Genomic DNA, 12728 nt, shown 5'->3' on the forward strand with positions numbered 1-12728 from the left:
GATTTCCTAAGCCGAACGGCTAACGTGTGCAAACGTTTCGGGCGGCGCGCCGACGGGTTGGTAAAATCCGTCCACCGGCATCGCGCTGTTCAACCTCTATCTCATGTCCCGTCCGCTCCAGATCCTCAACGAAGTCTTCGGCTATCCCGCGTTCAGAGGGCAGCAGGGCGAAATTGTCGAGCATGTCTCGGCCGGCGGCGACTGTCTGGTGCTAATGCCCACTGGCGGCGGCAAATCGTTGTGTTATCAGATTCCCTCTCTGGTCCGGCGTGAAGGCGGCTTCGGCGCGGGCATTGTCGTTTCTCCGCTGATCGCGCTGATGCAGGACCAGGTCGCCGCACTCACTGAAGTAGGTGTTCGCGCGGCCTATCTGAATTCGACGCTGTCGAGCGCCGAGGCCATGGCGACCGAGCGCGCGTTGCGGGAAGGCGAGATCGACCTGCTTTACGTCGCGCCGGAGCGATTGATGACGCCGCGTTTCCAGGAGCTGCTGGAGCGCACGCGTATCGGCCTGTTCGCGATCGACGAAGCGCATTGCGTGTCGCAATGGGGGCATGATTTCCGGCCTGAATATATTCAGCTATCGGTACTGCACGAACGTTTCCCGGATGTGCCGCGCATCGCCCTCACAGCTACCGCGGACGACATTACTCGCGACGAGATCATCCATCGTCTGGCGCTGGATGATGCGCGCATTTTTGTGTCGAGCTTCGTCCGGCCGAACATTCGCTACCGCATTGTCGAAAAGGACAACGCACGTACGCAGTTGCTCGACTTCATCCGCGCCGAGCACTCGAAGCCGGACGGCACCACCGACGCCGGCGTGGTCTATTGCTTGTCGCGTCGCAAGGTCGAAGAAACGGCGGAATGGCTCAAAGAGAAGGGCATGCGCGCGCTGCCCTATCACGCCGGCATGGAGTTCGAGATTCGCCAGAAGCATCAGGAGATGTTTCAGCGCGAAGAAGGCATCGTGATGTGCGCGACGATTGCGTTCGGCATGGGCATCGACAAGCCGGACGTGCGCTTCGTCGCGCATCTCGACTTACCGAAGAGCGTCGAGGGCTATTACCAGGAAACTGGGCGCGCAGGCCGTGACGGCATGCCGGCGAACGCGTGGATGGCCTACGGTCTCGGCGACGTCGTGCAGCAGCGCAAGATGATCGACGAGTCCGACGCGGACGACGCCCACAAGCGGGTGCAAACCGGCAAGCTGGACGCGTTGCTCGGGCTGTGTGAAGCCGCGACCTGCCGCCGGGTGCGTTTGCTGGCGTATTTCGGCGAGACGAGCAAGCCTTGCGGCAACTGCGACAACTGCATCGAGCCACCGGACACGTGGGACGCCACGCGCGAGGCGCAAATGGCGCTGTCCTGCGTATTTCGCGCGCAACGGGCGAGCGGATTTCATTTTGGCGCCGGGCATCTGATCGACATCCTGCGCGGCAACCGCAGCGAAAAAATCATGCAGCGCGGCCACGAGAAGCTGACCACGTTTGGAATCGGCGCGGCGTTGGGCGAGCCGGAGTGGCGTGCGGTGTTCCGCCAACTGGTCGCATTCGGCTATCTGACTGTGGACCATGAAGGTTTCGGCTCGCTGGTCCTGACCGAGGCCAGCAAGCCGGTGCTCAAAGGTGAACAGAACGTCACCATGCGCCGTTACGTGAAACCGACGCGTAGCCGTCAGTCGTCCGCCCGTACCAGTGAGCGCGCTGACCCGACGATCGGCATGGGGCCGCGCGAACGCGCCCGCTGGGAGCGTCTGCGTGCGTGGCGTACCGAAACGGCGAAGAGCGACGGCGTGCCCGCCTACGTGATTTTCCACGATGCGACGCTCGCGGAGATCGCCCGTAACGGCCCCGATTCCATTGAGGATCTACGTGGCATTCCGGGTATGGGCGTGCGCAAACTCGACCGTTTCGGCGACGAATTGCTGGAAGTCGTCGCGGCGGACTAAGGTTTGACTGCCGTCCCCGGCGTCCGGCAGGGGTGCGAAACATCGCAACCTGTTGACTCCCTTAGTATTTTCGGAATATTATGCTAGGTTCCGGTTCTTGGGATGCCTGCGCGCGGAGTTAATTCGTGCGCTGACGACCGGGTCCGGAAGTTCGATGCGCAATCGTTTCTGCTTTGCCCGGAAACAGATGCGTCGATTTTGTTCAATTTCAGGAATAAACAATGCCAACCATCAATCAACTGGTTCGCAAAGGCCGCGCGTCGGAAACGACGAAGAGCAAGAGCCCGGCTTTGCAGGACTGCCCCCAGCGTCGCGGCGTGTGCACCCGTGTGTACACCACGACGCCTAAGAAGCCTAACTCGGCACTGCGTAAGGTTGCCAAGGTTCGTCTGACGAACGGCTTCGAAGTTATTTCGTACATCGGTGGTGAAGGCCACAACCTGCAGGAACACTCGGTCGTGCTGATTCGCGGCGGCCGTGTCAAGGACTTGCCGGGTGTGCGTTACCACATGGTTCGCGGCTCGCTGGATACCCAGGGCGTCAAGGATCGTAAGCAAGCTCGCTCGAAGTACGGTGCGAAGCGTGCCAAGGCTGGCAAGTAATTAGCCGGTCGGTAGTTTAAGGTCGCCTGCAAGGGCGGTATTAGCGGTGGTGCCGGAATCGCCGGTGCTGTCGAGTAAGTGGTCACCCGACCGGGCTGGTAAGTCGTAAGAGATGAATCGGGTTAGTTGGTGGCCGCGGGGCTCAAAAGCTCCAACTGAAAAGTTAAAGGAAGAAACATGCCGCGTCGTCGCGAAGTCCCCAAGCGGGAAGTGTTGCCGGATCCGAAATTCGGTAACGTTGATGTAGCTAAGTTCATGAACGTGCTGATGCTCTCCGGCAAGAAGTCGGTTGCTGAGCGCATTGTGTACGGCGCTTTCGAACAGATCCAGACCAAGGGTGGCAAGGACCCGCTGGAAGTGTTCACGGTAGCGCTCAACAACGTCAAGCCGGTGGTCGAAGTGAAGAGCCGCCGCGTTGGTGGTGCGAACTATCAGGTTCCGGTCGAAGTGCGCCCGTCGCGTCGTATGGCATTGGCGATGCGTTGGCTGCGTGAAGCCGCGAAGAAGCGCAGCGAGAAGTCGATGGCCCTGCGTCTCGCAGGTGAACTCTCCGAAGCGGCCGAAGGCCGTGGCGGCGCGATGAAGAAGCGCGACGAAGTTCACCGGATGGCAGAAGCCAACAAGGCGTTCTCGCACTTCCGTTTCTAAGCTTCCCGGCTTCGGGTTAGCAGAAAAAGCGGAAAGAAATTCCGGGCGGGTGCGCTTACAAAGCGCCTCGCCCGTTTGTGTTACAGCGCGATGGGTATTTTCTCGCATCGCGTCATCCCAATAGAGGATCAAAGTGGCTCGCAAGACACCTATCGAGCGCTACCGTAACATCGGTATTAGCGCTCACATCGACGCCGGCAAAACGACGACGACCGAGCGCATCCTGTTCTATACCGGCGTGAACCACAAGATTGGTGAAGTTCACGACGGCGCTGCGACCATGGACTGGATGGAGCAGGAGCAGGAACGCGGCATCACGATCACGTCCGCTGCTACCACGGCGTTCTGGAAAGGCATGGCCGGCGACCGCGCTGAGCACCGTATCAACATCATCGACACCCCGGGTCACGTCGACTTCACGATTGAAGTTGAGCGTTCGATGCGCGTGCTCGATGGCGCGTGCATGGTGTACTGCGCTGTGGGCGGCGTGCAGCCCCAGTCGGAAACCGTGTGGCGTCAGGCTAACAAGTACAAGGTTCCCCGTCTCGCGTTCATCAACAAGATGGACCGTACCGGCGCGAACTTCTTCAAGGTCTACGATCAGCTCAAGCTGCGTCTGAAGGCGAACCCGGTTCCGGTCGTGGTGCCTATCGGCGCGGAAGAAAACTTCACGGGCGTCGTCGATCTGCTGAAGATGAAGGCGATCATTTGGGACGAAGCGTCCCAAGGCACGAAGTTCTCGTACGAAGAAATCCCGGCAGAACTCGTCGACACGTGCAACGAATGGCGCGAGAAGATGATCGAAGCTGCCGCGGAGTCGAGCGAAGAGCTGATGAACAAGTACCTCGAAGAAGGCGAATTGACGGAAGCTGAAGTCGTCAAGGGCCTGCGCGACCGTACGATCGCTTGCGAAATCCAGCCGATGCTGTGCGGTACTGCGTTCAAGAACAAGGGCGTGCAGCGGATGCTTGACGCTGTGCTCGACTTCCTGCCGTCGCCGATCGACATTCCGCCGGTTACGGGTGAACTCGAAAACGGTGAAAAGGCTGAACGTCGCGCAGCTGACGACGAGAAATTCTCGTCCCTCGCATTCAAGATCATGACCGACCCGTTTGTCGGCCAACTGATCTTCTTCCGTGTCTATTCGGGCACGACGAAGTCGGGCGACACGCTCCTGAACGCGACCAAAGACAAGAAGGAACGTCTCGGTCGTATTCTGCTGATGCACGCAAATCAGCGCGAAGAAATCAAGGAAGTGCACGCGGGCGACATCGCTGCTGCAGTCGGCCTGAAAGATGCAACGACGGGCGACACGCTGTGCGACCCGCTGCATCCGATCGTGCTCGAGCGCATGATTTTCCCGGAGCCGGTTATTTCGCAGGCTGTTGAGCCGAAGACGAAGCCCGACCAGGAAAAGATGGGTCTGGCGTTGAACCGTCTGGCTCAGGAAGATCCGTCGTTCCGCGTTCAAACGGACGAAGAATCGGGTCAAACCATTATTTCGGGTATGGGCGAGCTCCACCTGGAAATTCTGGTCGACCGGATGAAGCGCGAGTTTGGCGTCGAAGCAACGGTTGGCAAGCCGCAAGTGGCTTACCGCGAAACGATCCGCGGCAAGGCGGAAGACGTCGACGGCAAGTTCGTCAAGCAGTCGGGTGGTCGCGGCCAGTACGGTCACGCGGTCATCACGCTCGAGCCGAACGAACAAGGCAAGGGCTACGAGTTCCTGGACGAAATCAAGGGCGGCGTGATTCCGCGTGAATACATCCCGGCAGTCGACAAGGGTATCCAGGAAACGCTGAAGGCTGGCGTGCTGGCAGGCTTCCCGGTCGTTGACGTGAAGGTTCACCTGACGTTCGGTTCGTACCACGACGTTGACTCGAACGAAAATGCGTTCCGCATGGCCGGTTCGATGGCGTTCAAGGAAGCGATGCGCAAGGCTCAACCGGTCATCCTCGAACCGATGATGGCTGTTGAAGTCGAAACGCCGGAAGATTACATGGGCAACGTGATGGGCGACCTGTCGGGCCGTCGCGGTATTGTTCAGGGCATGGAAGACATGATTGGCGGCGGCAAGATCGTTCGTGCCGAAGTCCCGCTGTCGGAAATGTTCGGCTACTCGACATCGCTGCGTTCGCTGAGCCAAGGTCGTGCAACGTACACGATGGAGTTCAAGCATTACGCTGAAGCACCGCGCAATGTGTCGGAAGCGATCATCAACGCCAAGTCGAAATAATCGCGCGGCAAAGTCATTCAACGATTAACTTTTTGAAAGAAGAGAAACATGGCTAAAGGTAAATTCGAACGGACCAAGCCGCACGTGAACGTCGGCACGATCGGTCACGTTGACCACGGCAAGACCACGCTGACGGCAGCGATCACGACGGTTCTGACGCAGAAGTTTGGCGGCGAAGCGAAGGCGTACGACCAGATCGACGCGGCGCCGGAAGAAAAGGCACGTGGCATCACGATCAACACGGCACACGTCGAGTACGAAACGGCTAACCGCCACTACGCACACGTCGACTGCCCGGGCCACGCTGACTATGTGAAGAACATGATCACGGGCGCAGCGCAGATGGACGGCGCGATCCTGGTGTGCTCGGCTGCAGACGGCCCGATGCCGCAAACGCGTGAGCACATCCTGCTGGCGCGTCAGGTTGGCGTTCCGTACATCATCGTGTTCCTGAACAAGTGCGACATGGTGGACGACGCTGAGTTGCTGGAACTGGTCGAGATGGAAGTTCGCGAACTCCTGTCGAAGTACGACTTCCCGGGCGACGACACACCGATCATCAAGGGTTCGGCCAAACTGGCGCTGGAAGGCGACAAGGGCGAGCTCGGCGAAGTGGCGATCATGAACCTGGCCGATGCGCTGGACACGTACATCCCGACGCCGGAGCGTGCAGTTGATGGCGCGTTCCTGATGCCGGTGGAAGACGTGTTCTCGATCTCGGGTCGTGGCACGGTGGTGACGGGTCGCGTTGAGCGCGGCATCGTGAAGGTCGGCGAAGAAATCGAAATCGTCGGTATCAAGCCGACGGTGAAGACGACCTGCACGGGCGTGGAAATGTTCCGCAAGCTGCTGGACCAGGGTCAGGCAGGCGACAACGTTGGTATCCTGTTGCGCGGCACGAAGCGTGAAGACGTGGAGCGTGGCCAGGTTCTGGCGAAGCCGGGTTCGATCAACCCGCACACGCACTTCACGGCGGAAGTGTATGTGCTGAGCAAGGACGAAGGTGGCCGTCACACGCCGTTCTTCAACAACTATCGTCCGCAGTTCTACTTCCGTACGACGGACGTGACGGGCTCGATCGAGTTGCCGAAGGACAAGGAAATGGTCATGCCGGGCGACAACGTGTCGATCACGGTGAAGCTGATCAACCCGATCGCGATGGAAGAAGGTCTGCGTTTCGCAATTCGCGAAGGCGGCCGTACGGTCGGCGCTGGTGTGGTTGCTAAGATTCTCGAGTAAAATCGCGGGTTGAACTTGCAGTAAGTGGTGCCCGGAGCCGGGCGCCGGCCCACGGCGGGCGCCCGGCTCTACGTTCTTTTACTATCTGGCGGCGCAATACCGCCTCGCTCTTTCCAAGGAATTGTCATGCAGAACCAGAAAATCCGCATTCGCCTGAAGGCTTTCGACTATCGTCTGATCGATCAATCGGCAGCGGAAATTGTCGACACGGCAAAGCGGACCGGTGCAATCGTTCGCGGCCCGGTGCCCCTGCCGACCCGCATCCAACGTTTCGACATCCTGCGCTCGCCGCACGTCAACAAGACGTCGCGCGATCAGCTCGAAATCCGTACGCACCAACGTCTGATGGACATCGTCGATCCGACGGATAAGACTGTCGACGCACTGATGAAGCTGGATCTGCCGGCTGGTGTGGACGTTGAAATCAAGCTGCAATAAGGCTTCCAGCGGTTGCCCAGTCCGCAGGGTAACGCTAAGTCATTGATTGCTTGCGGAAAACGAAAGGTCTCGCTATAATAGTGGGCTTTTCGCGCATTTGCGCAAAAAAGTCGGTGTGCTGCAGCATGAATTCATGCCCGAAACGGCACCGGCATTTTGTAAATTAGCCCCGACCAATCGCAGTCGGGAATGGAGAAAACGATGAGCCTTGGACTCGTAGGTCGCAAGGTTGGCATGACCCGTATCTTCACGGCAGAAGGGGATTCGATTCCCGTTACCGTGCTGGACGTGTCCGACAACCGCGTGACGCAGATCAAGACTGTTGAAACCGACGGCTACACGGCCGTGCAGGTTGCATTCGGTACGCGCCGTGCATCGCGCGTGACGAAGCCGTTGGCCGGTCATCTCGCCAAAGCCGGTGTTCAAGCCGGTGAAATCCTCAAAGAATTCCAGATCGATGCCGCTAAGGCTGCCGAGTTGTCGAGCGGCACCGTGGTTGGCCCCGAGCTGTTCGAAGTAGGCCAGAAGGTCGACGTGCAAGGCGTGTCGATCGGTAAGGGCTACGCCGGTACCATCAAGCGTTACAACTTCGCATCCGGCCGTGCATCGCACGGTAACTCGCGCTCGCACAACGTGCCGGGTTCGATCGGTATGGCGCAAGATCCGGGTCGTGTTTTCCCGGGTAAGCGCATGACCGGTCACATGGGTGACGACACGGTGACGGTGCAAAACCTCGAGATCGCTCGTATCGACGCTGACCGCAAGCTGTTGCTGGTCAAGGGCGCCGTTCCGGGTGCGAAGGGTGGCAAGGTATTCGTTACGCCGGCCGTGAAGACGCGTGCTGTGAAAGGAGCGAAATAATGGAACTTAAGCTCCTGAATGCCAATGGTCAGGAAGGTGCGGGCGTTAGCGCGTCGGACGTTGTGTTCGGTCGCGATTACAACGAAGCGCTGATTCACCAGGTCGTGGTTGCGTACCAGGCGAATGCCCGTAGCGGCAACCGCGCGCAGAAGGATCGTGAGCAAGTCAAGCACACGACCAAAAAGCCGTGGCGCCAAAAGGGTACGGGCCGTGCTCGTGCCGGTATGTCGTCGAGCCCGTTGTGGCGCGGCGGTGGCCGTATCTTCCCGAATTCGCCGGAAGAAAACTTTTCGCACAAGGTTAATAAGAAGATGCATCGCGCAGGTCTCTGCTCGATCTTCTCGCAGCTGGCCCGCGAAGGCCGCATCTCGGTGGTCGACGAGCTGACGCTCGAAGCGCCGAAGACGAAGCTGCTGGCCGAAAAATTCAAGGCGATGGGTCTCGATTCCGTGCTGGTGATTACCGACACGGTTGACGAAAACCTGTACCTCGCGTCGCGCAACCTCGCCCATGTGGCGGTTGTCGAGCCGCGTTACGCCGACCCGCTGTCGCTGATCTACTTCAAGAAGATCCTGATCACGAAGGCTGCGGTCGCCCAGATCGAGGAGTTGCTGTCATGAGCGAGATTCGCAAAAACGATCATCGTTTGATGCAGGTCCTGCTCGCGCCGGTGATCTCCGAAAAGGCGACGCTGGTGGCCGACAAGAACGAGCAAGTAGTGTTCGAAGTCGCGCCCGATGCCACGAAGCAGGAAGTGAAGGCTGCAGTCGAGCTGCTGTTCAAGGTGGAAGTCAATTCCGTCAACGTGCTGGTCTCGAAGGGCAAAGCGAAGCGCTTTGGTCGTTTCATGGGTAAGCGCAAAGACGTGAAGAAGGCATATGTCTGCCTGAAGCCCGGCCAGGAAATCAACTTTGAAGCGGAGGCCAAGTAATCATGGCAATCGTTAAAGTTAAGCCGACTTCGCCGGGTCGCCGCGCGATGGTCAAGGTGGTCAATAAGGATCTGCATAAGGGCAAGCCGTTCGCACCGCTGCTCGACGCGCAATCCTCGACCGCCGGCCGTAATAACAACGGCCACATTACCACGCGTCACAAAGGCGGCGGTCACAAGCATCACTATCGCGTTGTCGATTTCCGTCGCAATAAGGACGGCATCGCGGCGAAGGTTGAGCGCCTCGAGTACGATCCGAACCGTAGCGCGAACATTGCGCTGGTTCTGTACGCAGACGGCGAACGACGTTACATCATTGCTCCGAAGGGTCTCACTGTCGGCCAGCAACTGATGTCGGGTTCCGAGGCTCCGATCCGCGCTGGTAATACGCTGCCGATCCGCAACATTCCGGTCGGTACGACGATCCACTGCATCGAAATGCTGCCAGGCAAGGGTGCGCAAATGGCGCGTTCGGCTGGCACATCCGCGATGTTGCTGGCTCGTGAAGGAATCTACGCACAGGTCCGCCTGCGCTCTGGTGAAATCCGCCGCGTTCACGTTGAATGCCGCGCGACGATTGGTGAAGTTGGCAACGAAGAGCACAGCCTCCGTCAAATCGGTAAGGCTGGCGCGAACCGCTGGCGCGGTATCCGCCCGACGGTGCGCGGCGTTGCAATGAACCCGGTTGATCACCCGCACGGCGGTGGTGAAGGCAAGACGGCTGCAGGTCGCGATCCGGTGAGCCCGTGGGGCACGCCTGCTAAGGGTTATCGCACCCGCAGCAACAAGCGCACGACGAGCATGATCGTCCAGCGCCGTCACAAGCGTTAAGGAGTAGGCAATGGCACGTTCTGTAAAAAAAGGTCCGTTCTGCGACGCCCATTTGCTGAAGAAAGTTGAGGCGGCAGCAGCTTCGCGGGATAAGAAGCCGATCAAAACCTGGTCGCGTCGCTCGACGATCCTCCCGGATTTCATCGGTCTGACGATCGCCGTCCACAACGGCCGTCAGCACGTTCCGGTGTATGTCTCGGAAAACATGGTCGGCCACAAGCTTGGCGAGTTCGCACTGACCCGTACGTTTAAGGGTCATGCAGCCGACAAGAAGGCTAAGAAATAAGGGGCTCATGATGGAAGTGAAAGCAATTCATCGCGGTGCCCGCATCTCGGCGCAGAAAACGCGCCTTGTGGCTGACCAGATCCGCGGTTTGCCGGTCGACAAGGCGCTGAACGTTCTGACGTTCTCGCCGAAGAAGGCTGCGGGAATCGTGAAAAAGGTTGTGCTGTCGGCGATCGCGAATGCGGAGCATAACGAAGGCGCTGATATCGACGAGCTCAAGGTAACGAGCATCATGGTCGACAAGGCTGCCTCGCTGAAGCGTTTTACTGCGCGCGCTAAAGGCCGCGGTAACCGCATCGAGAAGCAATCCTGTCACATCACTGTGACGGTCGGGAATTAAGGGGTCATACGATGGGACAGAAAATTCATCCGACTGGCTTCCGTTTGGCCGTCAGCCGCAATTGGGCGTCGCGTTGGTACGCGAACAACAACAATTTCGCGGCGATGTTGCAGGAAGACATCGGTGTTCGTGAATACCTGAAGAAGAAGCTGAAGAATGCTTCGGTTGGTCGCGTCGTTATCGAGCGTCCGGCGAAAAACGCGCGCATCACGATTTATAGCTCGCGTCCGGGTGTCGTCATCGGTAAGAAGGGCGAGGATATCGAGTTGTTGAAGTCGGAACTGCAACGTCGCATGGGCGTTCCGGTCCACGTCAACATCGAAGAAATCCGCAAGCCGGAAACCGATGCGCAACTGATCGCGGATTCGATCACGCAGCAGCTCGAGCGCCGGATTATGTTTCGCCGCGCAATGAAGCGTGCTATGCAAAACGCAATGCGTCTGGGTGCTCAAGGCATCAAGATCATGAGCGCAGGCCGCCTGAACGGTATCGAAATCGCTCGTACGGAATGGTATCGCGAAGGTCGCGTGCCGCTTCATACACTGCGTGCTGATATCGACTACGCAACTTCGGAAGCGAAGACGACGTACGGCATCATCGGTGTGAAGGTGTGGGTCTATAAGGGCGATACGCTCGGCCGCAATGACGCACCGGTGGTTGAAGAAGTCGCCGAAGAAAAGCGTCCGCGCCGCAATGCACGTCCGGGTGGCGATCGCCGTCCGCGTCGCGATGGTGAAGGTGCTGGTCCGGCAGGTGCACGCCGTGGCGCTCCTCGTCGTGCTGGCGGTGACGGTAAGACTGGAGAATAACGATGCTGCAACCGAAACGCAGAAAGTATCGCAAAGAACAGAAGGGTCGTAACACCGGCGTCGCCACCCGCGGTAACGCAGTGTCGTTCGGTGAGTTCGGCCTGAAGGCTATCGGTCGTGGTCGTTTGACTGCACGCCAGATTGAAGCGGCGCGTCGTGCAATGACGCGTCACATCAAGCGTGGTGGCCGTATCTGGATCCGCATTTTCCCGGACAAGCCGATCTCGCATAAGCCGGCTGAAGTACGGATGGGTAACGGTAAGGGTAACCCTGAGTACTACGTCGCAGAGATTCAACCGGGCAAGATGCTGTACGAAATGGACGGCGTAACCGAAGAGCTGGCACGCGAAGCGTTCCGTCTGGCTGCAGCTAAGCTGCCGCTTAAGACGACGTTTATCGTGCGTCAGCTCGGCGCCTAAGGAGCAAATGATGAAGGCTTCCGAACTTCACCAGAAAGATCAGGCCGCGCTCAACAAGGAGCTGTCGGACCTGTTGAAGGCGCAATTCGGCCTGCGCATGCAACTCGCGACCCAGCAGCTCACGAACACGAGCCAGCTGAAGAAGGTTCGTCGCGACATCGCACGTGTGCGGACCGTCCTGACTGAGAAGGCGAACCAGAAATGAACGATAGCGTAAAAACCTCGCTCAAGCGGACGCTGGTCGGCAAGGTCGTCAGCAACAAGATGGACAAGACGGTCACCGTGCTGGTTGAGCACCGCGTGAAGCACCCGATCTACGGCAAGTACGTCGTGCGTTCGAAGAAGTACCACGCGCACGACGATGCGAACACGTACAACGAGGGCGACCTCGTTGAAATCCAGGAAACGCGTCCGATTTCGAAGACGAAAGCTTGGGTTGTGGCTCGCTTGGTCGAGGCTGCTCGCGTCATCTGACGCCGCAAAGTTGTAGAAGTAATTGAAATCGCAGTAGGTTTCGCTTGCAAGACCGAGATTATGTGATATGATCTCGGTCTTCCCTCTTTTATGGGAGCCCCGTCGCGGGCGAAGTTGGTGGGGGAAGCGGTTCGGGCGCCAGTCTGTTCCGTAGGATTCACCGGATTGCGATGGCGGGTTTCGTTTGCCGTCGCTGCTGTTCATACCCAAGCAGCCGATTGGCTGACGGGACCAAGACTGACCGGGTACGCCATGGTGGTGTGGCCGGATTAAGTTGGGAAAGATAAACCATGATCCAGACCGAAACTCGGCTTGAAGTGGCCGACAACACGGGTGCGCGTGAAGTCATGTGCATCAAGGTGCTCGGCGGCTCGAAGCGTCGTTATGCCAGCATTGGCGACATCATCAAGGTGACCGTCAAAGAAGCAACGCCGCGCGGGCGCGTGAAGAAAGGCGAGATTTACAACGCCGTGGTGGTTCGTACCGCCAAGGGTGTGCGTCGTCAGGACGGCTCGCTGATCAAGTTTGATGGCAACGCCGCCGTGTTGTTGAATGCCAAGCTCGAACCTATTGGCACCCGTATTTTCGGGCCTGTCACGCGCGAGTTGCGTAGCGAACGATTCATGAAGATCGTTTCGCTGGCACCTGAAGTGCTGTAAGGAGT

17 protein-coding genes are annotated in these 12728 nt (G+C 58.7%); all 17 read left to right on the forward strand.

What is annotated here, in order from left to right; all coding sequences use genetic code 11:
• Positions 1–103: 103 nt before the first annotated feature.
• Positions 104–1951, forward strand: coding sequence for a DNA helicase RecQ (recQ, locus tag B0G83_RS30425; protein ID WP_105511081.1), 1848 nt, complete (start codon positions 104–106; stop codon positions 1949–1951).
• A gap of 221 nt (positions 1952–2172) precedes the next feature.
• A complete protein-coding gene (rpsL, locus tag B0G83_RS30430; RefSeq protein ID WP_006998493.1) occupies positions 2173–2553 on the forward strand; it encodes a 30S ribosomal protein S12 in 381 nt (126 codons plus the stop codon).
• 177 nt (positions 2554–2730) lie between these two features.
• Positions 2731–3201, forward strand: coding sequence for a 30S ribosomal protein S7 (gene rpsG / locus B0G83_RS30435; RefSeq protein WP_006053291.1), 471 nt, complete (start codon positions 2731–2733; stop codon positions 3199–3201).
• A gap of 133 nt (positions 3202–3334) precedes the next feature.
• Complete coding sequence (gene fusA / locus B0G83_RS30440) at positions 3335–5437, forward strand: elongation factor G (RefSeq protein ID WP_105511082.1); 2103 nt, start codon at positions 3335–3337, stop codon at positions 5435–5437.
• Positions 5438–5485: 48 nt separating this feature from the next.
• Complete coding sequence (gene tuf / locus B0G83_RS30445; RefSeq protein ID WP_105511076.1) at positions 5486–6676, forward strand: elongation factor Tu; 1191 nt, start codon at positions 5486–5488, stop codon at positions 6674–6676.
• 126 nt (positions 6677–6802) lie between these two features.
• Positions 6803–7114, forward strand: coding sequence for a 30S ribosomal protein S10 (gene rpsJ, locus B0G83_RS30450; RefSeq protein WP_006998489.1), 312 nt, complete (start codon positions 6803–6805; stop codon positions 7112–7114).
• 201 nt (positions 7115–7315) lie between these two features.
• The gene (gene rplC, locus B0G83_RS30455; RefSeq protein WP_035562616.1) at positions 7316–7975 is read left to right on the forward strand and encodes a 50S ribosomal protein L3; all 660 of its coding nucleotides are present in this window, start codon (positions 7316–7318) and stop codon (positions 7973–7975) included.
• Entirely contained in the window at positions 7975–8595 is a 621-nt protein-coding gene (rplD, locus tag B0G83_RS30460; protein WP_007180136.1) for a 50S ribosomal protein L4, read from the forward strand. The genes rplC and rplD overlap by 1 nt, the downstream gene beginning before the upstream one ends.
• Positions 8592–8906, forward strand: a complete 315-nt coding sequence (rplW, locus tag B0G83_RS30465; protein ID WP_007180135.1) for a 50S ribosomal protein L23 — start codon at positions 8592–8594, stop codon at positions 8904–8906. Before rplD ends, rplW begins: the two co-directional genes overlap by 4 nt.
• Before the next feature lie 2 nt (positions 8907–8908).
• Positions 8909–9736, forward strand: coding sequence for a 50S ribosomal protein L2 (gene rplB / locus B0G83_RS30470; protein ID WP_035554746.1), 828 nt, complete (start codon positions 8909–8911; stop codon positions 9734–9736).
• Between the two features lie 10 nt (positions 9737–9746).
• On the forward strand, positions 9747–10022 hold the full coding sequence (rpsS, locus tag B0G83_RS30475) for a 30S ribosomal protein S19 (RefSeq protein ID WP_035554748.1): 276 nt from the start codon (positions 9747–9749) through the stop codon (positions 10020–10022).
• A 7-nt stretch (positions 10023–10029) separates the two neighbouring features.
• Positions 10030–10362 (forward strand): 50S ribosomal protein L22, encoded by a 333-nt coding sequence (gene rplV, locus B0G83_RS30480; protein WP_197070230.1) that lies wholly within the window; start codon positions 10030–10032, stop codon positions 10360–10362.
• A gap of 11 nt (positions 10363–10373) precedes the next feature.
• Positions 10374–11171 carry a 30S ribosomal protein S3 gene (gene rpsC, locus B0G83_RS30485; RefSeq protein WP_105511083.1) on the forward strand — a complete coding sequence of 266 codons (798 nt, stop codon included), beginning with the start codon at positions 10374–10376 and terminating at the stop codon, positions 11169–11171.
• Positions 11172–11173: 2 nt separating this feature from the next.
• Entirely contained in the window at positions 11174–11590 is a 417-nt protein-coding gene (rplP, locus tag B0G83_RS30490; RefSeq protein ID WP_013340739.1) for a 50S ribosomal protein L16, read from the forward strand.
• A gap of 10 nt (positions 11591–11600) precedes the next feature.
• Positions 11601–11795 (forward strand): 50S ribosomal protein L29, encoded by a 195-nt coding sequence (gene rpmC / locus B0G83_RS30495; protein WP_007180130.1) that lies wholly within the window; start codon positions 11601–11603, stop codon positions 11793–11795.
• Positions 11792–12064: a 30S ribosomal protein S17 gene (rpsQ, locus tag B0G83_RS30500; RefSeq protein ID WP_007180129.1), complete on the forward strand. Its 273-nt coding sequence runs from the start codon at positions 11792–11794 to the stop codon at positions 12062–12064. Before rpmC ends, rpsQ begins: the two co-directional genes overlap by 4 nt.
• 290 nt (positions 12065–12354) lie before the next feature.
• Positions 12355–12723 (forward strand): 50S ribosomal protein L14, encoded by a 369-nt coding sequence (gene rplN / locus B0G83_RS30505; RefSeq protein ID WP_006052212.1) that lies wholly within the window; start codon positions 12355–12357, stop codon positions 12721–12723.
• Positions 12724–12728: the final 5 nt, after the last annotated feature.

Origin of the sequence: Paraburkholderia sp. BL21I4N1 (assembly GCF_002973525.1) — a bacterium.
In the GTDB taxonomy this organism is placed as follows: domain Bacteria; phylum Pseudomonadota; class Gammaproteobacteria; order Burkholderiales; family Burkholderiaceae; genus Paraburkholderia.